The organism is Methanobrevibacter sp. UBA212 (assembly GCF_905233225.1).
GTDB lineage: Archaea > Methanobacteriota > Methanobacteria > Methanobacteriales > Methanobacteriaceae > Methanocatella.
This window is the reverse complement of sequence record NZ_CAJODJ010000005.1, coordinates 29823-53488: the sequence shown is the minus strand read 5'-3', so window position 1 is coordinate 53488 and position 23666 is coordinate 29823. Positions and strand designations below refer to the sequence as shown.

At 38.4% G+C, this 23666-nt stretch carries 27 protein-coding genes; 18 read left to right on the top strand and 9 right to left on the bottom strand.

Annotation, left to right across the window (positions count from 1 at the left end; genetic code table 11):
* Positions 1-2: 2 nt before the first annotated feature.
* A complete protein-coding gene (locus QZ138_RS01660) occupies positions 3-1391 on the top strand; it encodes a glutamate--cysteine ligase (RefSeq protein ID WP_292885409.1) in 1389 nt (462 codons plus the stop codon).
* Between the two features lie 2 nt (positions 1392-1393).
* Here the strand turns inward: QZ138_RS01660 and QZ138_RS01655 are convergent, their stop codons facing one another.
* Positions 1394-2149, bottom strand: a complete 756-nt coding sequence (locus tag QZ138_RS01655) for a HesA/MoeB/ThiF family protein (RefSeq protein ID WP_292885406.1) — start codon at positions 2147-2149, stop codon at positions 1394-1396.
* Positions 2150-2158: 9 nt separating this feature from the next.
* Positions 2159-3166, bottom strand: a complete 1008-nt coding sequence (locus tag QZ138_RS01650; protein WP_292885403.1) for an ATP-binding protein — start codon at positions 3164-3166, stop codon at positions 2159-2161.
* Positions 3167-3399: 233 nt separating this feature from the next.
* On the opposite strand from QZ138_RS01650, the gene QZ138_RS01645 reads away from it, so the two are divergent.
* The gene (locus QZ138_RS01645; RefSeq protein ID WP_292885400.1) at positions 3400-4335 is read left to right on the top strand and encodes an ABC transporter substrate-binding protein; all 936 of its coding nucleotides are present in this window, start codon (positions 3400-3402) and stop codon (positions 4333-4335) included.
* A gap of 172 nt (positions 4336-4507) precedes the next feature.
* Positions 4508-5485 (top strand): ABC transporter substrate-binding protein, encoded by a 978-nt coding sequence (locus tag QZ138_RS01640; protein WP_292885397.1) that lies wholly within the window; start codon positions 4508-4510, stop codon positions 5483-5485.
* Positions 5486-5527: 42 nt separating this feature from the next.
* Here QZ138_RS01640 and QZ138_RS01635 read toward each other — a convergent pair whose 3' ends face one another.
* From QZ138_RS01635 to QZ138_RS01625, 3 genes are read right to left on the bottom strand one after another with little or no spacing between them, the layout of a single operon-like run.
* Positions 5528-6154: a DUF447 domain-containing protein gene (locus tag QZ138_RS01635; protein WP_292885394.1), complete on the bottom strand. Its 627-nt coding sequence runs from the start codon at positions 6152-6154 to the stop codon at positions 5528-5530.
* The gene (locus tag QZ138_RS01630; protein WP_292885391.1) at positions 6144-6506 is read right to left on the bottom strand and encodes a hypothetical protein; all 363 of its coding nucleotides are present in this window, start codon (positions 6504-6506) and stop codon (positions 6144-6146) included. Before QZ138_RS01630 ends, QZ138_RS01635 begins: the two co-directional genes overlap by 11 nt.
* 58 nt (positions 6507-6564) lie before the next feature.
* Positions 6565-8661: an acetate--CoA ligase family protein gene (locus QZ138_RS01625; protein WP_292885388.1), complete on the bottom strand. Its 2097-nt coding sequence runs from the start codon at positions 8659-8661 to the stop codon at positions 6565-6567.
* Positions 8662-8937: 276 nt separating this feature from the next.
* Between QZ138_RS01625 and QZ138_RS01620 the strand changes: the two genes are divergently transcribed.
* Together QZ138_RS01620 and QZ138_RS01615 are read left to right on the top strand one after the other, a co-directional pair.
* Complete coding sequence (locus tag QZ138_RS01620; RefSeq protein ID WP_292885385.1) at positions 8938-9858, top strand: DUF2121 domain-containing protein; 921 nt, start codon at positions 8938-8940, stop codon at positions 9856-9858.
* An 11-nt stretch (positions 9859-9869) separates the two neighbouring features.
* Positions 9870-10793, top strand: a complete 924-nt coding sequence (locus QZ138_RS01615; RefSeq protein WP_292885382.1) for an MBL fold metallo-hydrolase — start codon at positions 9870-9872, stop codon at positions 10791-10793.
* A 2-nt stretch (positions 10794-10795) separates the two neighbouring features.
* Here the strand turns inward: QZ138_RS01615 and aroC are convergent, their stop codons facing one another.
* On the bottom strand, positions 10796-11890 hold the full coding sequence (aroC, locus tag QZ138_RS01610; protein WP_292885379.1) for a chorismate synthase: 1095 nt from the start codon (positions 11888-11890) through the stop codon (positions 10796-10798).
* A 110-nt stretch (positions 11891-12000) separates the two neighbouring features.
* Between aroC and hemB the strand changes: the two genes are divergently transcribed.
* Both hemB and QZ138_RS01600 read left to right on the top strand, forming a co-directional pair.
* A complete protein-coding gene (gene hemB, locus QZ138_RS01605; protein ID WP_292603787.1) occupies positions 12001-13005 on the top strand; it encodes a porphobilinogen synthase in 1005 nt (334 codons plus the stop codon).
* Positions 13002-13880: a triphosphoribosyl-dephospho-CoA synthase gene (locus QZ138_RS01600; protein WP_292885376.1), complete on the top strand. Its 879-nt coding sequence runs from the start codon at positions 13002-13004 to the stop codon at positions 13878-13880. The genes hemB and QZ138_RS01600 overlap by 4 nt, the downstream gene beginning before the upstream one ends.
* A 59-nt stretch (positions 13881-13939) precedes the next feature.
* Here the strand turns inward: QZ138_RS01600 and QZ138_RS01595 are convergent, their stop codons facing one another.
* Positions 13940-14359 carry a DUF2283 domain-containing protein gene (locus tag QZ138_RS01595; protein ID WP_292885374.1) on the bottom strand — a complete coding sequence of 140 codons (420 nt, stop codon included), beginning with the start codon at positions 14357-14359 and terminating at the stop codon, positions 13940-13942.
* 260 nt (positions 14360-14619) lie between these two features.
* Here QZ138_RS01595 and QZ138_RS01590 point away from each other — a divergent pair, with 260 nt between their 5' ends.
* The 5 genes from QZ138_RS01590 (at position 14620) to QZ138_RS01570 (ending at position 18974) form a co-directional block, all read left to right on the top strand.
* Positions 14620-15252, top strand: coding sequence for a TetR/AcrR family transcriptional regulator (locus tag QZ138_RS01590; RefSeq protein ID WP_292885371.1), 633 nt, complete (start codon positions 14620-14622; stop codon positions 15250-15252).
* Positions 15236-15850, top strand: coding sequence for a GNAT family N-acetyltransferase (locus QZ138_RS01585; RefSeq protein WP_292885368.1), 615 nt, complete (start codon positions 15236-15238; stop codon positions 15848-15850). Before QZ138_RS01590 ends, QZ138_RS01585 begins: the two co-directional genes overlap by 17 nt.
* Positions 15851-15852: 2 nt before the next feature.
* Positions 15853-16584, top strand: a complete 732-nt coding sequence (locus QZ138_RS01580; protein WP_292885365.1) for a flavodoxin family protein — start codon at positions 15853-15855, stop codon at positions 16582-16584.
* Positions 16585-16659: 75 nt separating this feature from the next.
* On the top strand, positions 16660-18201 hold the full coding sequence (locus QZ138_RS01575) for a phenylalanine--tRNA ligase subunit alpha (RefSeq protein WP_292885362.1): 1542 nt from the start codon (positions 16660-16662) through the stop codon (positions 18199-18201).
* Positions 18201-18974 carry an exodeoxyribonuclease III gene (locus QZ138_RS01570; RefSeq protein WP_292885357.1) on the top strand — a complete coding sequence of 258 codons (774 nt, stop codon included), beginning with the start codon at positions 18201-18203 and terminating at the stop codon, positions 18972-18974. The genes QZ138_RS01575 and QZ138_RS01570 overlap by 1 nt, the downstream gene beginning before the upstream one ends.
* Before the next feature lie 10 nt (positions 18975-18984).
* Here QZ138_RS01570 and QZ138_RS01565 read toward each other — a convergent pair whose 3' ends face one another.
* Positions 18985-19680, bottom strand: coding sequence for a TIGR02253 family HAD-type hydrolase (locus tag QZ138_RS01565; protein WP_292603773.1), 696 nt, complete (start codon positions 19678-19680; stop codon positions 18985-18987).
* 36 nt (positions 19681-19716) lie between these two features.
* Positions 19717-20400: a DNA polymerase domain-containing protein gene (locus tag QZ138_RS01560; RefSeq protein ID WP_292885355.1), complete on the bottom strand. Its 684-nt coding sequence runs from the start codon at positions 20398-20400 to the stop codon at positions 19717-19719.
* Between the two features lie 189 nt (positions 20401-20589).
* Between QZ138_RS01560 and QZ138_RS01555 the strand changes: the two genes are divergently transcribed.
* The 6 genes from QZ138_RS01555 to QZ138_RS01530 all read left to right on the top strand — a co-directional run bounded on the left by QZ138_RS01555 (position 20590) and on the right by QZ138_RS01530 (position 23661).
* The gene (locus QZ138_RS01555) at positions 20590-20934 is read left to right on the top strand and encodes a hypothetical protein (RefSeq protein ID WP_292885352.1); all 345 of its coding nucleotides are present in this window, start codon (positions 20590-20592) and stop codon (positions 20932-20934) included.
* A 92-nt stretch (positions 20935-21026) separates the two neighbouring features.
* A complete protein-coding gene (locus tag QZ138_RS01550; protein WP_292885349.1) occupies positions 21027-21320 on the top strand; it encodes a hypothetical protein in 294 nt (97 codons plus the stop codon).
* A gap of 3 nt (positions 21321-21323) precedes the next feature.
* Positions 21324-21563, top strand: coding sequence for a hypothetical protein (locus QZ138_RS01545; RefSeq protein ID WP_292603767.1), 240 nt, complete (start codon positions 21324-21326; stop codon positions 21561-21563).
* 190 nt (positions 21564-21753) lie between these two features.
* Positions 21754-22128: a 30S ribosomal protein S8e gene (locus tag QZ138_RS01540; RefSeq protein WP_292603765.1), complete on the top strand. Its 375-nt coding sequence runs from the start codon at positions 21754-21756 to the stop codon at positions 22126-22128.
* Positions 22129-22233: 105 nt separating this feature from the next.
* Positions 22234-23253 (top strand): hydrogenase expression/formation protein HypE, encoded by a 1020-nt coding sequence (gene hypE, locus QZ138_RS01535; protein WP_292885346.1) that lies wholly within the window; start codon positions 22234-22236, stop codon positions 23251-23253.
* A gap of 9 nt (positions 23254-23262) precedes the next feature.
* Positions 23263-23661, top strand: a complete 399-nt coding sequence (locus QZ138_RS01530) for an RDD family protein (protein WP_292885343.1) — start codon at positions 23263-23265, stop codon at positions 23659-23661.
* Positions 23662-23666 lie beyond the last annotated feature (5 nt).

The window sequence follows — 23666 nt, the reverse complement described above, 5'->3', positions numbered from 1 at the left end:
AAATGGAATTGATTACATTAACAAAAATTCCAAGTGATGAAATTTTGGCTGGTTTATTTGGTATTGAATGGGAGGCTTTAAGAGTTAAAAGCGATGGTAAGTTAGCTTTAAGCCCACACCCTGAAGTTTTCGGAGACAAATTAAAGAATCCTGTCGTTACCACTGATTTTTCAGAAAGCCAAATTGAAATAATTACTCCAACCTACAGCACAATCGAGGAGGCCTTCAGCACCTTTTCCCTTCTGGCGGACATTGTCAATTTCTCTCTTAATGACGATGAGTACCTGTGGTTCCAGTCTCTTCCAGCAATACTGCCGTATGACAATCAGATTCCGATAGCACAATATTCCGATGAAGGACAAAGCTCTCAAAAGTACAGGGAAAACCTTGCAAGTAAATATGGCGTTAAAAAGCAGATGATTTCAGGAGTGCATTTCAATTTTTCATTTACAGAGGATTTCATCAAAAAACTATATGAAATAACTGATTTTGATTTGGATTATCAGGATTTTAAAAATGAGATTTACCTGAAAATTACCAGAAACTACCTCAGGCACTGCTGGCTGATAATTTATCTGACGGGATGTTCAATCGGGTCTCACGAATCGTTTTCCAAGGAGTGCATTCACCTGATGGATGAGGTGGACGCATACGGAAATCATTATTCTACAAGGGGACCGTCCCTTAGAAATTCCTCCTGCGGATATAAAAACCTCAAAAGGCTCTATCCTAGATATACCAGTGTTGAGGATTTTGCCGATGATGTCAATTCATTTATAGAAAGGGGAGATCTGTCCCAGGCCAAGGAGCTTTACACACAAATCAGGCTGAAGCCAAAAGACCCTTCAGATTTATTGACTTCCTTGAAAAATGACGGGATTAAATATATTGAAGTGAGGACTCTTGACATCAATCCGTTCTATAACTGCGGCCTTGTCGAGCATGACATGAAATTCCTGCAGCTGTTCCTGATTTATATGCTTGTTAAAAGCGAGTCCGATTTTGAATGCTGGCAAAGCGAGGCTTTCATCAATGAGGAACGCGTTGCCGAAAAGGCATATGACGATACAATGAGACTGGTGAGGGACGGCAAGGAAATAACCATTAAGCAATGGGCATATGAAATAATCAATGAGATGTATGGAATGTGTGAGGTTCTGGGCTTTGACGAATTCGATACATTGAAGCTGATGCATGACCGTGTGCTGAATCCTGATTTGACATACGGGAAAAGGCTTCTGGAACTGATCAGAAAAGAGGGATACATCAATGCCCACATGAATCTGGCAATCAATAACAAAAAAACAAGCGTTGTTAAGATAAAAAAATTAGAAGAGAGCAATTCTCCCGAATTCAGGAAATATTTCTCTCTTGCCCTAAAGGATGAATAGGTTTAAAGTTCAACTTCTGTAAATGAACCTAAATCCATCAGGTCAAATGTCAGTATTTTTGGAGCCACGGTAACTTTGCCGACTCCTGTTATTATTTTATAGGCTTCAAATGCTTCAAGACAACCTATAAGGTTTGGTGTAGGTCCGATTACTGGTGGAACACCTGAAGTAACATTTTTTAAAGCTTCAATTGTTTCGTCGTCCAATTCTTTGTCAATTGAAGGCAGGTTAAACATTTCCTCATAAGTTTTGTCGCTGTTAGGCAAAAATACGGTAATCTGGCCCATGGTTCCGTGAATTGCACCGTGAATATACGGAATGCCCTTTTCTTTTGCCTTTCTGGATACGATTACTCTGGTCAGCACGTTGTCGAGAGCGTCAATTACAATATCTGAATCGGCAATGACCTTGTCGATGTTTGTCTGGTCGATGTGTTCATTGAATGTGGTTGTCTTGACGTACGGGTTGATTAATCTGACCTTTTCTGCTGCAACTTCACTTTTTACAAGTCCCAAATCATTGATTGTTGCTAAAGTCTGTCTGTTAAGGTTTGATAAATCGTAAGCGTCCTTATCAACCAGTATAAGTTCTCCAATGCCCATTCTGGCAAGCATTTCGATGGTTTCTCCTCCGATTCCGCCGCAGCCGATGACTGTGATTTTGGCATCTTTGAACCTTTCCTGTTCGCTTCTTGTAACTATACTCATTTGACGGGAAGCAATTTCCCAGTATCCGTCTCCAATGTATCTTGTTGGCATATTTTTCACCTATATATTTCTTCTTAACTGTTGTAATGTGTCCATAAATGCATCAAGTGCAATGTCATAATCTTCGAAATCATGACCTTCAATCAATCCATTTTCAAAAATGGTTGTCTTGTCTAGTTCTATCTTTTCTTCATCATAAGAAATTATGTTTTCTATTTGTTTTTTTGTATCCTCAAGGTTTATTGTGAATGGAAGCTGATATGAATAGGAACCTTCATCATAGTCGATGGCAATGTATTCATTATCATCAATTTGCGATAAATTTAAAGCAACTTTCTTAAAACCTTGTGATTTTAATGCATCATTGATCTGTTTAAATTTATCATCAGATAAAATTTCATCAATGTTGTCCACTTCAATAATACCAAGTTCTTCCAAATCTCTCACTTTCACTATTTTGCAGTTGGTGTTATCTGAAATGTAGTCTTCACAAAAGCCAATCCTGTCGATTTTCTCTTTTGTGGTTTTTGTATTTGTGGGGATTCGTGTTGCAAGACATGTGGTTGACCTTGAATATGGAATGTTGTTTTTGTCCAGATATTCATGAATTTCGGCCGAAGATAATTTGGATTTAATAAATGGTGTATTAAAATCTTTTTTGTAGGTAATTAAAATGCCTGGCCTGTCAACTACCAAATCACTGATGTTGTTTCCGTCACAGATAAAATCAAATCCGTTTTCATGGGCTACCTTTTCAATAGTCGAATACATCAGGTCCCTGCATGTGAAACATCTTTTTGGGGAGTTTTCTAAAAAATCCTCATTTTCATAAAAGTCTATTTCGATGACTTCATGCCTTACTCCAAATCTTTCGCATGCTTTTCTGACATTTTCGACAAATCCTGTAGGAAGCAGGTGATTGTCGATTGTAACGGCTAAAGTGTCAGCTGCAACCCTTGAAGATAAATAGGTCATTAAAGTTGAATCTGCACCGCCGGAAAATCCGATAGCTACTTTTTTATCTTTTAGGATATCTTCAACGATGTTTATTTTATCTTCTAATTTCATTTTATCCCCATTGAGCTAATTTTTCCTCAATTACTATTTTTAGTTTTTGAGATTTAATACAATTTTTGTATTTTTTGTGTCAGGAAAATATAACAATAGTTATTTTTTCCTAAATTAAGTTAGTTTTAATTTATATTTAAATTTTGTGTAATGTTTCATGTTTTGCAAAAATGTGGGTGTTCCACAATCAAAACTTAAATATTTTTTCATATATATCTAATATTGGTGATTAAATGGACAATAGGATTATCGCAGTTATAGTTGCAATCGCAGTTGTTGCAGTAGGTGCATTTTTCCTTTGGGGAGGTTCTGGTGAAGATATGACAATCGGATATATGCCGTCAGACCATAATGCTGCATTGTTTGTTGCTGATTCTCAGGGTAAATTTCAGGAAAATGGAATAAAGACCAAATTGGTTCAATTTTACAGTGAAGGGGACCTGATGGCTGCCATGGCCAGCGGAGATGTTGATATAGGTTTTGTTGGAATTGCGCCTGTTTTGTCTTCCATTGAAAATGGGGCTCCGGTTAAGGTGATTTCCGCTGCACAGACTGAAGGATCAGCAGTAGTGGTTGCAAAAGATGTGGGGGTCAATTCCGTTAAGGACCTTGCAGGAAAAAGGATTGCAACACCAGGTGAGTCTTCAATTCAGCATATGCTTCTTTCTTACTGCCTCAAGAAGAATGGAACATCAATCAATGATTTGAAGGTTACAGTGATGAAGATTCCTTCAATGAATGACGCACTCAGGACAGGAAAAATTGAGGGCATGATTACTTGTGAGCCCTATGTGTCAATTGCCAAGAGAAATGGAGCGAAAGTATTGGTCGATTCTCATGATATTCTGCCTGACCATCCTTGCTGTGTTGTAGCTGCTTCAGACAAGTTTATAAATGAGCATCCTAATGAAACTGCAAAGATTTTGGAAATCCATAGGAATGCAACAGATTTCATTAACAATAATACCAATGAATCCGTAAAACTGTTGCCTAGGGATCTTCTTGGTGATGGCGGAGCCGAAAGAATGTCAATGTCCAGTTTACCATTCATATCCGGTTTGAACGATACCTACAAAAAGGATGTAATGGACTTTATGAAGCTGGAAGTTGATTTGGGCATCTTGAAAAAGCCTATTTCCGAGGATAAAATTTTTTGGGAAGGTAGTTAATCAACTGCCTATAATCTTTTTTTTACACAAAATTTAAATATTTTAGTTTATATACTAATTTTGGGGATTCAAATATAACAATTGTTAATAAATTTAAGAAGTAAGTTATTTATAATATACTTGAAAAAGTAATAATTGTTAATTAATTTAAATTAATTATTGGAGAAAAATTATGAATAAGAAAATTACATTTGTTTTAGTGTTAGCACTTGCAGTATTTCTTGTAATGGGTTCAGCTAGTGCAGGACTCTTCGACTTTTTAGGAGGAGGAGACTCTGGAAACACTGTAAAAATAGGTTATTTACCTTCAGACCACGATGCTGCATTGTTTGTAGCAGACGCTCAAGGTTTGTATAAAAATAAAGGAATCAACACCGAACTTGTTCAATTTAACAACGGTGGAGATTTAATGACTGCCATGGCTAGTGGGGATGTTGACGTAGGTTATGTGGGAATTGCTCCTGTATTATCCTCAGTTTCATCCGGCGTTCCTGTAAAAGTTATTTCTGCTGCTCAAATTGAAGGTAGTGGAATTGTTGTATCTAAAAATGCCAATATTAATAATGCTCATGATTTAGCGGGTAAAACTGTTGCAACTCCTGGTGAAGCATCCATTCAGCATGTATTGCTCTCAGCATACCTGAAAGCAAATGGAATGTCTTTAAATGACATCAATGAATCTGCAATGAAAGTGCCATCAATTAACGATGCGTTAAAAACAGGCAACCTTCCTGCAGCAATCACTTTCCAACCTTACGTAAGTCTTGGAGAATCTGATGCTAACATTGATGTATTGGCTAATTCATCTGAAATCATGCCTAACCACCCATGCTGTGTTGTAGTTGCATCTGATGACTTCATCAAAAACCACGAAAACACTACAAAGGACATTGTTGCAATCCACAAGGAAGCAACCGATTTCATTAACAAAAACATTAAAGATGGTAAAACCGGTGAAGTAGTTAAATTATTACCTAAAGACATTGTTGCTAATGAGGATGCAGAAGCTAAATCCTTAGAAAGTTTCCCATTCATCTCAGGATTAGATGATGCTTACAAAACTGATGTGGACGCTTTCCAACAAGCAGAAGTTGGTTTAGGTATTTTAAACAAAACAATTTCCCATGAAGATTTATACTGGGAAGCATAGTTAACTCAACTATGCTTTATTTTTCTTTTTTTTAAGTGACGGTTAATTCTTTTCGTATTCGGCTCTCAGGTCTGCCATGGCCTTTTTTGTCTTTTCGTCTGAAACCTTTTCAATGACGCGCTGATTTTCAATCAATCTGTCCATATACTCTTTTCTTTTGGCATCATCAACGATTTTATATCTTCCAAAGTTGACCAGCCCCTCGATAAGTCCGCTCATTCCACGGTTGTATGCTTGTGCTGTCTCATCGTTAACAACAACTTCGCGGATCTTTCCGTCAATGAAGTAGATGCTGCTGTCCCCTTTTATCGGGAAGTTTTCCGGAGTCCTGATTTTGATGTTTTCAACATCAACAATAATGTAAGCCTGGGTGTCTTTAATGATGGCAATGTCTGAATCTGTTGTGTAATATTCATCGCCCAGGCAATCTAGTGTGGCATATGTGAAAACCAACGGGTCCTGTGTAATGTTGACTACATATTCATTGGTATCTAGGATGTTTTTCAATGTTTTTGATCCCTCAAAGATGTGGCAGTGGACCCTGTCATCACCCAGATAGATGAATGAGAATGCACCTGCATTTTTCACTCCGTCTCTGCTTAGTGTTGTTGTAATGCATTCATACTGCAAGTCTTTTTCAATTCCAAGTTTGGCTAAATCATATCTCATCAATATTTCCTCCTGAAAATCCGTCGGCAATTTTGTTGAGATTGGTAAATACATTTAAAAGTGAATTGACAACTTCCTGAAGCTCGCTGTTTTCAATGCTTCCCAATGCTTCAATGTACTGTGGGAAAGTCTGCCTTCCGTTCTGGAAAAACATGTAATACTCATTGATGTTGACTTCATCGTTGTTGAGGTCATCCACAGTGTCCTTGTATAATTTTTCCAAATCCTCCAGACTCTCTTCAAGCAATGCTTTAATTTCATGAATGGGATCCGAATTTTCCAATTTCTGAAAAGCGGTGTTTAATCTTATAATTGAAATTGTATAGCTTTCTAAATCAATTTCACCATACATATTAATCACAGTGATATAGAATAAAAAGAAAAAAAGAGTTAATTTCTCATATGAGAAATTATAATTTGATTTTAATATCTAAAGCGGATGAACCTTCTTCGTAAACGAAGATTGGGTTTATGTCAAGCTCTGATATTTCTGGGAAGTCTAAGGTTAATCTGGCCACTCTTTTAATGGCTTCTTTGACTTCTTCAACATCGCAAGGTGCTTCTCCACGGTATCCTTCAAGCAATTTGGATACTTTGGTTGATGCGATTTGCTCTTCGATTTCCTGTGAGCTCATGCCTTTTGCAAGGTTGAATGATACGTCTTCAATAAGGTTGACATAGATTCCGCCCATACCGAATGCAATCATAGGACCGAATTGCTTGTCACGAATCATACCTACAATGACTTCCTCACCGGAATCCATCATTTTTTGCACTTCAACACCGTCAGGCACGATGTCAGGATGTGCTGCTTTGGCGTTTGCAATGATTTCCTCATAGGTTGCTTTTGCCTCTTCTGCTGAGCTGATTCCTACTTTTACACCGCCGATATCGGATTTGTGTAAAATTTTGTCTGATGCGATTTTAAGTACAACAGGGAATTCCATCTCTTCGGCAAGTTCTGCCGCTTCATCAGCGCTTGTGGATAATTTGATCGGTGCTGCTGAAATTCCGTAAGCTTCAGCCACTGCATATGCTTCACTACCCAGAAGTGTGTCTCTGCCGTCAGCTTTGACTTTTTCGAATATTGCTTTTACTGCGTCTTTGTCAACATCGGATATATTGTCAATCACGTCGTCGTATTTGCGGTCTTCCAATTTTGCAAACTTGACCATTGCTTCCACAGCTTTCACTGCAGTTTCAGGGAATACGTAAGTTGGTATTCCGTTGTCCCTTAAGGCGTCGTTTGCATCGACAAATGTTGGTCCTCCCATGTTAACGACGATGACAGGCTTGTCGAATTTCTTTTTCTCTTCGATGATTGCTTCTGCAATTCCGTCAGGGTCAGCTGATGCGGTAGGACAGACCATAACAATAAGGCTGTCTACATCTTCGTAACCTAATACCAATTCTAAGGATTCCTTGTATCTGATTACTGGTGCGTCTCCCAATACGTCAATAGGGTTTTTGGCACTTCCTTCATCAGTTACGCATTCCTGTAATTTTGCGGTGGTTTCCTCATCAAATTCAACGAGTTGCAAACCTGCTTTTTCCATTGCGTCAACAGTAAGCACTCCTCCACCACCTGCATTGGTAATGATAGCCACTCTATCTCCTTTTGGAAGAGGGGCTTTTGAAAATGCTAATCCTAAGTCGAACAGTTCGGCCATGGTTTCCACACGCATGATTCCTGATTGGTGGAATGCTGTATCGAATGCCAAGTCACTTCCTGCCAATGCCCCGGTGTGGGAAGATGCAGCTGCTGCACCTGCAGAACTTGAACCTGATTTAAGCACTATAATAGGCTTTTTGTGAGCGGTTTCTCTCATGGTTCTTACAAAGTCGTCGTCATCGGAAATTGATTCAAGATAACATATGATAACATTGGTTTCGTCATCTTCAGCCAGGTATTGAAGCAATTCGATTTCACTTACTCCTGCCTTGTTTCCTAAACTTATAACTTTACTGAATCCAATTCCTGATGTTACGCTCCAATCGATGATAGCCACCATCATGGCTCCACTTTGGGAGATGAATGCCATATTTCCGGTCGGTGGCATCATTTGTGAAAATGATCCGTTTAATGGGGTGTGGGAATCGGTAATTCCTAAACTGTTCGGTCCGATAATGTTTATGCCGTATTCTTTACCGAGAGCAGTTAATTCCGCTTCTAGTTTGACACCTTCTCCACCAACTTCCTTGAAACCGGCAGTAATAACCACCATATTTTCAATGCCGACTTCACCACATTCCTTAACTGCTGTGTTTACAAATGGGGAAGGGATTGTAATGATTACTAAGTCAACCTTTCCAGGCACGTCTTTAATATTTGCGTAAGCTTGCTTTCCGAGGATTTCTCCACCTTTTGGGTTCACAGGATATATCTCACCTTCAAATCCATCGTTGATAAGATTGTCAACAATGATATATCCTACTTTTCCAGGGGTATTGGAAGCTCCAATAACCGCCACAGATTCAGGTTTAAACATCTTATTGAGGTCTATCATAAGTTTTTCTCCTGTTTTTTTATATTTTAATATTAATTATCGTGTTAAATAATTAACATTTAATATAATTATATTTCTTGTTATATTATTATTTAAATATATTGTTTAGTCAATCAAAAGTTAGTTTAAGCTTTAAATTCATGTTAAATTAACTATTAGAAATTATTTTTTTTCGGATTCTCTTAACATTTATAATACATGATAACTAAAAATATATATGAATAATAAATTATTGATATTTTAATAATTTAATAAAATATCAAATTAGGAGATATTATGAGCTTAATTATTGCTTATGTTGGAAAAAAAGGATGTGTAATGGCGAGTGATAAAAGAAAGATAGGATATTTCGGTGATAAACAAAATTTGAAAACATTAGAGGACGAATTATATAGTGGAAAAATAGATAATGATGACGACTTTCTGGCGAGAGCAAAGGAACTCGGCATTTCAATCAAAATTACTGACGATGCCAGCAAACTCAAGATTGTCGGCAATACTATTCGCGGAGAAGTAAGTACCAAAGGAACTTTTGAAACAAGAAGAAGACGTATTTACGGAACCACCAACGGATATCAGATTGTCGAATTATTGGGCTCAGATACGGAATCCCGTAAGGCTGGAGACAGTGGAGTCATCATCTTTGGAAATGAATATGCTAAACGCATGGCTGAAACATCAATCAAAAGGACATGGAAAGCCTCCCAAAGCTTAAGGTATATGGGGGAAATTTTCCAGGCTATTCTGGAGGATGTCGCCTCCAAAACACCGACTGTCGGGAAAAATATTGATGTGCTGATACAGCAGCCTAAATTTGACAAGGCAAGTGCCCAAAAACACCTTAACATAACAATTGACCATGATATAAAGGTGCTGACCAAATTCAGGCAGGAATTAACCGAAAAATTGGTCCAGCAAAATCTTGACATAGAAATGGCCAATAAAATAATCAATGATGGTGAAATAGGCAAGGTTGTCAACATTGACGGAAACATGCTCTTTGTTCAGTTGAATGATAAAACCCAGGCGGTTGACGGAAATTGGAAACAAAAGGCTGCTCCTGGCCAAAACGTTTTGATGTTTACAGAAAGCGACAATGTGAAAATAGGAGATAAGGTTATCATTGAAAATGAGGATTTATGCCTTAAAAAAGATAAGTCTTCACTCAAGTGTGATATAATTTTATGCTCATTGTAAGCGTGGTTTAAATGAAGATAACATTTTTGGGCAGTGGAGGAGGAAGATTTTCCGCCATTAGCCAAAGAAGAATGACTGGGGGTTTCAGAATTGATAACCTCGGTGGGAAAAATTACCACATCGACCCGGGTCCAGGTGCGCTTATAAGAACATACCAATTCGGATTCGATCCCCGCAATCTCAGCGGAGTCATCGTTACCCATTCGCACACTGACCATTATAATGATGCTGAAATTCTAATCGAGGCCATGACAAGGGGAATGACCAAAAACCTCGGAACCGTTGTAGGCAGTGAAAGCGTCCTGAACGGATATGAACAGTGGGGGCCGTGCATTTCATCCTACCATCAGTCAAAGCCGGAAAAGATTGTTTTGAGTCCCGGCGAGTATGGCCAAATGAACAATGTCAGTATCAAGGGCACAAAGACTTCCCACGGCGATCCTACAGGTGTCGGATTCCAGCTGGATTATAGAGGGTTTAAGGTGTCATACACTTCAGACACCGCCTATTTTGAAGGCTTGGCAGATGAGCATAAGGGTGCAGACATCTTAATAGCCAGTGTGCTGAGGCCCGGAAACCGCTCAATCAATGGACATATGTGCACACGCAATTTCATCGATTTGATTGAGGAAGTCCAACCTCAGGTTGCAGTAATGACACATTTGGGCCTTAAGATGATTTCAGCAAATCCTGTAACCGAGGCTAAGAAGGTTTCCAAAAAGACAGGCGTCAAAACAATTGCCGCTTATGATGGTTTGTCATTCAATGTGAACTACAACAATCCGAAGAGATTCAGGCTTATATCCCTTAAGGATGTCCAGTCATCAGTTCACAGCACCAGTCATACGTTGTATGAAAATGAAAGGAAAAATTCCTACCAGTTGGCCTTCAAACACAAGGAGTTTGATGAGCTGTCGATGGTAAGAAGAAAATGAGGTTATTTTTCTAGATTAGTTGGATGTATGAATCCTGAACGAATCATATGGTCTGCAATTACAATTGCAGTGCTGGATTCGGCCACTGCTGTCACTCTAGGGCAGATGCAGGGATCATGACGTCCTTTAATTTCTATTTTTTTGTTTTCCATTGTTTCCAGGTCGATGGAGTCCTGACATTTGGAAATGGATGGAGTAGGCTTTACTGCAATTCTGGATACTATAGGCATTCCATTGCTCATGCCTCCGATGATTCCTCCTGAATTGTTGGTTTTTGTTGTTATTTTATTGCCGTTAATCTGGTATTCGTCGTTTATTTCAGAGCCGGTATGGGTTGCCACGTCAAATCCGAGGCCGATTTCAACGCCCTTGACGGCACCGATGTTCATCAGTATTCTTGCAAGGTCTCCGTCAAGCCTTTCAAATACAGGTTCGCCAAGCCCTGCAGGAACATTGACTGCAATGGTTTCAACGATTCCTCCAACGGAATCTCCTTCCTGTTTTTTGGCTAAAATCAGCTCTTCCATTTCGCCTGCGGCCTCAAGGTCTGCACAGCGAACGGGATTCTTATCGATATTTTCCTTAATTGTGTCAAAATCCTGCTTTGAAGCCTTGATGTCACCGATTTGAATGACATGGGAGATAATTTCAATATTTTGTGTTTGTAAAAGCTTTTTGGCTATTGCTCCGCCGATAACATGGCCGATGGTAACCCTTCCGCTTCCACGGCCTCCTCCGTTGTAGTCGTAATGGCCGTATTTCATCATCCATCCGAAATCGCCGTGGGATGGACGTGGAGTGTTTTTGAACAGGGAATAATCTTTGGATTTTTGGTTTTTGTTGAAGACAACTCCGCAGATTGGTGTTCCGTCGGTTTTTCCTTCAAAGATGCCTGAAAGAATCTGGACTTCATCATCCTCTTTTCTTGGAGTGGTTACGCTGCTTGTTCCAGGTTTTCTTTTATTCAGTTCTTTTTGTATGTCTTCGGCACTTAATTCAAGGTTTGCAGGACATCCATCGACAATGGCACCTACTGCAACGCCGTGACTTGAACCGAATGTTGTTATTTGAAATTTTTCTCCGATTGAATTTGACATTATTTTTCTCCATCTAAACAATTAAGATAATCTTTGTATCTTTAAATATTTATAATCAAGTTAAAATTTTAAATATTGCCAAATCAAAAATTAACAATTAAGTGATTATTATGGAATTTCCAACTACAAGAATGAGAAGACTCAGAAAGAATGCCAAGATTAGAAATATAGTTCGTGAAACAAAACTTGAAAAGGATGACCTGATTTATCCGATTTATTTTAAAGAGGAACTCAAGGGCGATGAAAAGGAAGAGATTTCTTCACTTCCGGGAGAGTTCAGATACTCTTTGGACAGCGGAGTTGAATTCGCAAAGCAACTGGAAGCGAAAGGATTGAAGTCAATCATTGTATTTGGAATACCGAAGGAAGACACCAAGGATGAAATAGCAACACCTGACTATTCAGCAACAGGAATCGTTCAAAAGGCAGTAAGAAGGCTTAAAAAGGAAACTGATCTCGTTGTCATCACTGACGTTTGCCTTTGCCAGTACACCTCACACGGCCATTGCGGAATGATTGTCGAAAATGACGATACAGACGACGGAATCGAAATACTGAATGACGAATCCCTCCCGATCATTGCCAAGGTTGCACTGTCACATGCCGAAGCGGGTGCAGATATCGTTGCGCCTTCAGATATGATGGACGGCAGGGTAAAGGCAATCCGTGAAACATTGGATGAAAACGGATTTTACAATGTAATGATAATGTCATATTCGGCAAAATACGCTTCCGCATTCTATGAGCCTTTCCGTGTTGCGGCCTGCTCATCACCGCATGCCGGTGACAGAAAGTCCTATCAGATGGATCCCGCCAATGCTATTGAAGCTATAAGGGAATGCGAGCTTGATGTGATTGAAGGATGTGACTTTCTGATGGTAAAACCTGCACTTCCATACCTTGATGTCGTTAGAATGGTCAGGGACGAGTTCATGCTGCCTCTGGTTGCATATAACGTAAGCGGAGAATATTCAATGCTCATGGCTGCCATTGAGAAAGGATTTTTGACTGAAAGGGCAATAACCGAAGCATTACTTTCAATCAAAAGGGCTGGAGCAGACCTGATAATCACTAATTTTGCACCATATTTACTTTTGAATGATGTGATAGAATGAAACCGGAAGAAATTGCAAAAATGGCGCAAATCGCATCAGCGCTTGAAGTGAGCGGATATCCGAAGCCTGGAAATGTCCACAGGACCCGTGACTTTGATGACATGGAATTCGAGGACTTTGTCATAAGCGGAATCGTAATTGGAGACACCATCCGTGAAGCATGCACAGATGTTGATGTTGAAAACCCCCAATTGGGAAAATACATCCTGCAGGCTGTGGCCGAAACAGACAGATGGATTAAAAACAACACCAATCTGGGAATAGTCATGATGACAACCCCTATTGCAGTTGCAGCCGCAATAAGTGATTCCTTTGATGATATAAGAGAAAACATTAAGCTGGTGATGGGAAACACTTCAGTTGACGATGCATGTGACTTGTACGATGCAATCAATATTGCCGATGCAGGGGGAATGGGAGACCAGGACGAGTATGACGTTGCAAGCGACAATGCCAAAAACGAATTAAGGGAAAATGGTCAGACAATGTATGACGTTTTGAAAATTTCCGCTCCATGGGACATGCTTGCACGTGAAATGACCGGTGACATGCCTGCCGTTTTTGAAATAGGCTATCCAAAATATCATGAGCTTAGGCAGTCCAAATCCCAAAACGATGCCTGTGTCCTGACATTTCTGACAATACTCTCACATGTTCCCGACACTCTGATTTCAAGAAAATACGGTTCAGATGAGGCCATGAAAATCTCACTGATGACAAGGGATTTGCTTAACATCAAAGATGAACCTGACTTTAAGGACAGGCTCAGGGAATTTGATGATTATCTGTTTAAAAACAAGTATAATCCTGGAACCACTGCTGATTTGACTGCTGCTTCAATTTTTGTCAGCTATTTGAAATCAAATTTTGAATAGTTACAAGGATTATTATATTTTTCCTTGTTTATTCTCTTTTTTAAATTATTTTTTGAATTCTATGCTGTAACCAGATTTGCTTCTATATTTGGAATGTTGTAGTTATTGCTGGTGAATGATTCTAATTCTTGTTGGTTTTCTTTTTCATGAACTAAAATTCCAAAGATTGCATTAATATTAATTGATTTTGCATCGACAATGACCTTCATATGAAAAAAGAGTAATTCATTCAAACTATTTTTCGGAACATTTAATCTTTTGGATGCATCATGTATTTCAAGAGCTGTTGGTATATTATTTTCATCAAAATCAAGTAGCAATCCTTCATCAAGTTCTATTGTTTCAGAATATATGAAATCTCGAGTTACTTTAATTCCAAGTATGTCAGATGTTTTATCATACAGGTATTCAACTTCATATGAGTTATTTTGAATCATATTATCTCTCCATATCTCTTTCTCTTCTTCTGTCAAAGGCATATGCGGTTATAACTGTGATGTTTCTATAATCATCTATCTCAATAATGATATATAAATCCATGTTCTTATTTTTTTCATGGGGATAGATTATTTTAAAACGATTTTCTGTGGTTTTAATAATTCCTAAGATTCATAAGAATGTTCTATGCTATTGGGGATGATTCAAAGAGGTACTGGTGACAATGTAAAGAATCTCTTAGGGAATAATTTTATATATTATTGGAACATAATATTGACTAACAAGTGTTAGTTTTGATATCATGAACAATAAGGAAAAAATCTTTCAGGTTTCAATAGATTTATTCTCAAAATATGGATATGATGGCGTATCGGTACGCCAGATTGCCCGTGAAGTTGGAATAAAGGAAAGCTCAATTTACAATCACTATTCAAGTAAACAGGCAATATTGAATAGGATTTTGGAGTATTATGTTGAGGAAATGACAAGTGATGAAATACCATTGGACCAGGCAAGCCTTAACCTGGACAGGGGATTTGACTTTTTTTACAGGGCAGGCTGTGAGGCATTCCTCTCAAAGCTTGAGGAAGAGAGGATGATGAAGATAACAAGGCTGCTTTTCATTGAGTCATATCACAATGATGAGGTGAGGAATTTCCTCAAAAAATCAATCATAGATGCTCCGGTTGAGGGATGGATTGTCCTGTTTGACTTGATGAAGACGAAAGGCCTGATTGAAAAGGGCTGTGACACAAGACAGCTTTCAGAATCATTCTTTTATTATGGAATGTTTCTTTTGTATGAGCATTTCATCATCAATTATCCTGAAGATGATGAGAAGTTTCTCAGGGATTTCATGATAAAAACTGAAAATCATGCAAGGATGATCTTTGATTCGGTTAAAATGGAGGGATTTGATGAAAATAAGGCTTGAAAATGAAGATGATTACATTGAAGTCGAAAAGCTTGTAAGGGATTCATTCTGGAATGTATATCGGCCGGGAGCATATGAGCATTTCATCGTTCATAACTTAAGAAATGATGAAAGCTTTGTAAGCAAATTGGCATATGTCATTGAGGATGGCGGTAAAATCATAGGAAGCATCAATTATTCGAAGGGCAAAATAGTCTATGAAAATGAAACTGTCCCTGCAGTCATTTTGGGTCCGATTGCAATCGGCAAAGATTGCCAGAATCAGGGACTGGGCTCAAAATTGATCAATTATACATTGGATATTGCCCAAAAGGACAATGTTTCATTCATTCTTGTTGTGGGAGATGAAAACTATTACTCAAGGTTCGGCTTTGTGAGCGCATCAAAATATTGCATCTATCTTGACGGAACTGACCTGAATGAGGAAAACCCCTTTTTCATGATTAATGTCTTTGATGAGGAAAAAATCAGGGATGAACAGGGGATATTCCACAATCCCGACGTGTTTGATGTGGATGAAAATGAAGTGAATGAATTTGACGGGAAATTTGAATATAGGGAAAAACTGGTATTGGATGGCCAGCTTAAGGAGTTATGATTATGAAATATGTTATTATCAACGGATCACCAAGACGTAAAAACACCTGGAAAATGGTCGAGCAGGCAAAGATGAATTTGAAAGGGGAATTTGAGGAAATCCATCTGATGAAGGAAAAGATTCCATTATGCAACGGTTGTTTTAAGTGCATTATGGAAAGTGAAGAAGAATGTCCCCACAGGGATAAAATCAAGCCGATTGTTGACAGGATGATGGATGCGGACGGAATCATAATTGCAAGTCCGGTTTATGCGATGAATGTGACAGCCCTTCTTAAAAACTTATTTGACCATACCGCTTATTTTTATCACAGGCCTGAGTTTTTCACCAAAAAGGCATTGGTGGTAGTCTCCACTGCGGGTGCAGGTCATAAAAAAGTTGCTGGATACATTGACGAGACATTGAGGCATTGGGGTGTAAACAAGGTCTATAAAATTGCAATGGCATGCGGGGGAAAGGATTCGCTTGAAACAAAAGACATCGATAAAATCTCTAAGAAATTTGCAAATGATGTCGAATCAGGCAAACTGCACTCCCCCAAATTTAGTGATATCATATTTTATGATGTTTGGAAAGCAATGGCAGTGTCTTCAGAACCCATAGCTGCAGATGCAAAATTTTGGCATGAAAATGGTTTGGTCAATCATGATTTTGCGCCGGAAGTTAAATTGAATCCATTAAAGAAATTATTTTCAAAAATAATGTTTTTCATCATGAAAAAAGTATTGAAATAATGTATTTTGCACTACCTTTATAAATTACTTAACACATATATTATTATATTATTAATCTTAAAGTATGGTGTTTAAATGAGTGAGGATATTAAAAAAACCATAAGCGAATTACATATTTATGAAAAGAAACTTCTAAAAGAACTTGAAGCTAATCCGAAGGCCACTCCGGATGAAATCGCTTCAAACACTGGAATGGACATCAAGTCCGTTATGAGTGCGGCAGGATCCCTTGCATCCAAGGACATAATCGAAGTGCACAAGGATGTCGAGAAAACATACTCCCTAACTGAAGACGGACGTGAGTATGCAGAGCATGGGCTTCCTGAACGTAAGATTCTTGATGTATTGGCACAGAAAAAAGAAATCGCCATGAAGGATTTGGCTGACGAAGCGGGCATTGACAAAAAGGAAACAGGAATTGCTCTTGGATGGCTGCGTCAAAAGAACTGGGCTCAAATCGATAAGGGCATAATCAACATCACAGATATCGGTAAGGATTTTGTAGATAAATCAGGTGTTGACGAAAGGGTGCTTGATTATCTTAAGGCCAATGCGGATGGAGTTAAACTTTTCACTGATGATTTGATGGACGGCTTTAAAAAGCTGACAGGCAGAAAAAACATTTTAAGCATTAAAAAGGAAACCTCACACTCTTTTAAACTCCTGCCTAAAGGTGAAGAAATTCTTAAAGTCGGATTTGAAATAAAGGAACAGGCCACCCAGCTTACCCACGAACAGCTGAAGGATGGGAAATGGAAAAGCCTGGAATACCGTCCGTATGACATCAATGCCGAAGCGCCTGTAATATTTGCAGGCAAAAAACACCCTCTAAGAATAATCATTGATGAAATCAGAGAAATCTTTTTGAACATGGGCTTTTCAGAAGACAACGGGCATTTTGTCGAATCAGCATTCTGGAACTTTGACTCACTCTTCCAGCCGCAGGACCATGCCGCCCGTGAAATGCAGGACACATTCTATCTCAAAAATCCTTTGACCTGTGACTTGCCTGATATGGATTTGGTAAAGCTCACAGCAGAAACCCATGAAAACGGTGCTGATACAGGTTCCATCGGTTGGCAATATGACTGGAGTGAGGACATTGCACGCCAAAGCGTTTTAAGAACCCACACAACCGGAATATCCACAAAACACCTCTTTGAACATGAACCTCCAATCAAGATGTTTTCCGTTGGAAGGGTATTCAGAAGAGAAACTTTCGATTACAAGCATTTGCCTGAGTTCCACCAAGTTGAAGGACTCGTATGTGATGAAGGAATCAGCTATCAAAACCTTTTAGGAACATTAAAGGAATTCTATAAGAAGTTAGGTTTTGAAGTAAGGTTCAGGCCGGCATACTTCCCTTACACATACTTGTCAACCGAAACTGAAATCTATCTCGAGGAAAAGGAAAGTTGGATTGAGCTTGGAGGTGCCGGAATGATGAGGCCTGAAGTATTAAGGCCATTAGGCATTGACAAACCTGCTCTTGCATTCGGTTTGGGTATTGAAAGGCTTGCAATGATTAGATATGATGTGGAAGACATTCGTATGCTTTATAAAAGTGACATCAAATGGCTTCGTGAAGTTCCTACAGTCAATGGAGTTGAATTATAGTGTCAATAAAGCTGGTTTCTTGGAATGTGAATGGAATTAGGGCAGTCTCCAAAAAGGATGAATTTTGGGACTGGTTTGATGCAACTGATGCTGACATTATCAACTTTCAGGAAGTAAGGGCAACAGAAGATAAGATTCCAAAGAAATTGGCGGATGTTGACGGATTTCACCAGCACTTCAATGAGGCCGAAAAGAAAGGCTACAGCGGTGTTGGAACATACTCCAGAATCGAACCGGTAAGCGTTACAAGAGGTTTGGGTGTTGAAGAGCTCGACAGCGAAGGCAGAGTCTTGAAAATCGAATATCCTGACTTCATCTTATATAACATCTACTTCCCGAACAGTGGAATGAATGCCAAAAGACTTGATTTTAAGGTTGATTTCTGCAATGCATTGCTCAAACAACTTGTTGAGCTTAAGGAGGAAGGCAAAAATCTGGTCATCACAGGTGATTACAATATTGCCCACAATCCGATTGATGTCTACAATCCTAAAAACTGTGAGGGAAAATCAGGTTATCTGCCCGAAGAGCGAGCATGGCTGGATGAACTTGAAAAGGCAGGTTTTATTGATACTTTCAGAATGTTTGATGAGGGCGAAAACAACTTTACCTGGTGGAGTTACAGAACCCGTGCACGCGAAAGGAATGCCGGCTGGAGACTGGACTACTTTTATGTAAATGAAGAAATAAAAAATAATGTAAAATCAGCTGAAATTCTAGCTGACATCTATGGTTCAGATCACTGTCCTGTGACCTTGGAATTGGAATTTTAATATTTGGCGATTATAAAATTGTCTTTACATCACCAATGTCATCAACAACAGTGATATCTAATTTTTCCCTTTTGATGTAATCTCTGTCATCTTCGGTAATGTCGGAATTTACAAGAACTGCGCCCATTCCAGCATTGACTGCACCTAATGCATCTTCCTTAAATTTGTTACCTATCATCAATGACTTTTCAGGATTTCCTTTCATTTTTCTAAGCGCCACATCATAAATAAGTCTGTTTGGCTTGTTTTTACCAACCTCTTCGGAGGTAATGACTTCATCGAAAAATGAATGGATGTTGAGCCTTACAAGCTTTTCCCATTGTTTGATGGTTATTCCATTGGATATTACTGCTAAACGATATCCCTGGCTTTTAAGATAGATTAATGTGTCAATTGTTTCTGGAAATGGCCTTAAAAGTGCCATCTTAACGTTGTGGTATGTAATCATTCCGAGCGCCACAAGCATAGGGTCCTCATGGCCCAAAACGACCTGGGTCAATACATTGAAATGTTTTCCATAATTGGATCCCTTTTCACGGATAATTGTCTTCAAAACGCCGTATGCTTCATCCTTATCAAGAGGAAGCCCATTATCTACCATTAATCCTATTGCCGCTTTTCTTGCAGTTTCTGCAAAATCAGATGTGTCAAGCAATGTACCATCTACATCAAAAAATACAACACGGTCATCATCATTTTTAATCATATGTTTAAAATTATTATTTTAAAAATATAAATATTTTTAGAAAAATGCATCCAAACTTTGCTGAACTTCACCGACTGCCATGTCCTGCAAATCCTTTCTGGTATATCCGAATGAATACATGATTCTCTCAACGGCGGGAATTAGCTGGTTGTTGATGTAGTAGTCTTTGTCATAGTCATATCCCTCGCTGTACTCATATGGCACTGCCCTCTGGCTTATGGATCCTTTTCCTTTAGTGATAATGTACTGGATGATGGTTCCGCGTGTTACCTTGATTCCATGTTCCTCAATTTTCTGGGCGGCAATGACATGGGGTCCGACCTGCTTGTACTGGTTCAGTGGCTTGGTTATTTGGGTGTGGATGATGAGATCCTTTTTGTCGACATCGCCGTTTCTTAGTTTTTTCATTACCTTTTTGACTTCGCTGATGGCCTTGTTGGAGTCTCCCTCCTTTAGAATTGCCATCAGAACGGCTTCCTGTGTCTGTTTTACAATGGGTGCCCAGTCCCTTCTGACTAACTCGAGGCCTTTTGCTATGATTTCTCCGTCTTCAATCACAGCGTATCTCTTTTTGCTTACAAAGAAGCCTCTTCTGTAAAAACCTTCATACTCCAATTCCATGCTTTCAGGGAGTGTTGAGTTAAGGTATTTCAAGAATTTTTGGGCCTGCTCTTTGATTTCGGCTTCAAGTTCCAGCTGTTCTTTTGTCTCCTGAACCATTTTGACACCAAATTTAAATATATCTTTTGTAGTTATAATATTTTTCCAAAACAATTTTTCATGTCAAAAGCAATTTTGTTGCTCTGATATTGTAAAATTCTGCCTAAAAATTATCAATATTACTTTTCAAATGCTCTCCGACTGGGTTTATATCTGAAGGCCAACATAGTATGTGTGAGGTTTGATAAAATGGAAAAAAGACTGATCTCAAGTTATGATGAAATAAATGATACATTTGTAGGAAAATTGGATGGCGAACATGGATACTGTGCGGATTATGGAATTTCAGAAGGAGTATATCTTGGAATTAACAATTCAAACTTTCCAACTTCAATTTTTGTTCCAAACGCTTCAGAAGTTTTCAACACTTCCAAAGAAACTTTGGAAAGTGCTGATGTTAAAATCAACATTAACTGCAATGGAGGCTGCTTATGTTTTGACATGTGCATTGAAAACTCCAGAATATGCTCAATTAAGTGCAAAAATGACTTTGGAATTCCAAAATTGGAATGTTTGATGGATAGTAACATATAGTTACTATTTTTTCTCTTTTTCTGACAACCTTTAAATATGAGTTTGTTAAATATCTATAATAATTAATTTAACAATACATTATGGTGATTTTAATGGAAAATCAAAAAATAGATATTGAATCCGCAGATGAAATTGTAATTGTCGTACCTGAAGATGCCATTGAAGACGGCGAACTGGAAATCGATTTGGATGAATTGGGCATCGATGTTGAGTCTTTAGGTGAAGATGTCAATATCGTCATTCAGGTTGAAGGTGCAGAAGACCTGGAAGAAGATTTAGTTGATGACGACGATGAGGATTTCATAGAAGAGCCTAATGAATGGTATTTTGATGATGATCCATACGGTGTAGTCTATTATGAATTTGTAGATGATGATGAGGAATAGCTCATGACTAAGGAAGTTCCATATTACACTATTGATGATGAGGGCAATTCTGAAGTCATAACTGCCAATGCTGAAGCATACATCGATGATAATGATTTGAAGGATTTGCTGATTGAATTGTTGGGCGATGACGTTTCTGATGATGAGATTCAAAAGGTTCTCGATGCTGCGTCAAATGAGGATATGAGCGAAGAGGATTTCGACAGGTTGGTCGATGAATTCATTTTGAAAAACAGAAGCTAATTTTCTAAATTTTGCCTATGAAATAAAACATTTATATATAATGAAAAAGTAATATTTTATTATCATTATTCTTTAAGGCTCTTTTTTGCTCTCAAAAATCAGACTATTATTTTCTTGCATATAGTCTGATTGAAAAGAGGCTTGAAGACTGCGATTACTTATTTATTAATTATATTTATTAGGTGAAATAATGGCAATTTCTCAAGGAAAATCAACTAGAAGTCCATCCGGTGCAAGAAATGTTGCAAACCGTGGAAAAAGGAAATCTGAATTAGGAAGAGATCCTGCAGAAACTAGATTAGACGAAAAAAAATTAAGAAAAATCAGAACCCGTGGCGGTAACGAAAAACTCAGATTAGCTACAGGTAACAAAATCAACGTCACTGACGCTAACGGAAACACCAAAGTAGTAGACATCCTTGGTGTAATCGAAAACAGTGCAAACCCTAACTACGTTAGGAGGAACATCATTACCAAAGGTGCTATTGTAGAAACCCCTGAAGGTAATGCTAAAGTAACATCCAGACCTGGTCAAGACGGTGTTATTAACGGAATTTTAATTTAAAGATACTTCTCTTTAAATTCTCTTTTTTTACAATTTTTTTCATAATTTTATATACTTGTTTTTACAGATATTATATCATTAGTTATTTTTTAATTAGGAGATAAAATGTCAGAAGATAAAATCAATATGAATCATGGTGCTGGCGGGGAGGTAATGGCCAATTTGATTGCCGGCACTGTTTTGGATAATATCACTAAAAAAAGCGTAAATGGTGGTATTAGCTTGGATGACTTGGATGATGGAGCATCAATTCCATTGGGGGATTATGAAATTGTTATGACAACTGATGGTCATACTATTGACCCATTGTTTTTCCCAGGTGGAGACATAGGCAGAATTTCAGCGGCAGGAACAATCAATGATGTTTCTGTAATGGGTGCCCGTCCATTAGCCATTTCCAATGCAATCATCATGCAGGAAGGATTTCCAATTGAAGATTTGGATAAGATCATGAAATCCTTAAATGAAGCCTGTGAGGAAGTTGATGTTGCAGTCATTACCGGAGATACCAAAGTAATGCCTCAGGATAAGCTTGACGGTATTGTAATGGTTACAACCGGCATTGGAATAGCTAAAAAAGGAGAAGTTGTCCGTGATTCAGGCCTTGAAGTCGGTGACAAAATCATTGTCACAGGCAGCTTGGGTGATCATGGAATGAGTTTGATGTCATTTAGGGAAGGATTTGGTTTTGACACTGATTTGAAATCAGATGTGGCTCCTATGTGGAATATAATTAAAAGAGCTTTAGAAATTGGTGGAGTTACTGCAATGAAAGACCCGACCCGTGGCGGTTTTGCCAATGCCATTAATGAGATGGCTTCAAAGGCGGGCGTTGGTGTTGTGCTCGAGCAAGATGCAATACCTATTAAGGAGGAAGTTCATGCGGTATCTGAAATGTTGGGCATTGATCCGTTTGAAGTAGCTAATGAGGGAAAAGTGGTTATGGGAGTTAAGGCAGATAAGGCCGAAGAAATCCTTGAAGCCATTAAATGCGAAAAATATGGTGAAAATGCTGCAATTATTGGTGAAGTTGTTGAAGGGGATTATGTTGTTGTCAACACTCCGATTGGCGGTGAAAGAATCCTTGAAGCACCAATAGCCGATCCGGTTCCTAGAGTTTGCTGAGGTGATAATATGGCTACAATATTTACAAGAAGAGTTATTGCATATTTACTTGATTTCTTAGTAGTTTCAGCATTCATGTGGATTATATCATTTTTCTTATATGGGTTATTAGGTCCGAAAAATGTTTATCAAGCATATCAGGTCATACCATTCTTAATGCCTGTTTTAGGATTACTTTATTTTATATTATGTGAAAAAATAGCTAGCGCAAGTATTGGTAAGGCAATAATGAAACTGGAAGTCAAATCAAGAAATGGGGCCAATATATCTTGGTTACAGGCTATTGTACGTAACTTAAGTAAAATATACTGGATTCCTATCATTTTCGATTGGCTTATAGGAAGATTCTTGAAAACTGACAGGATATTGAATAATATTACAAGGACCACTGTTGTTAACGCTTGGTAATTGAT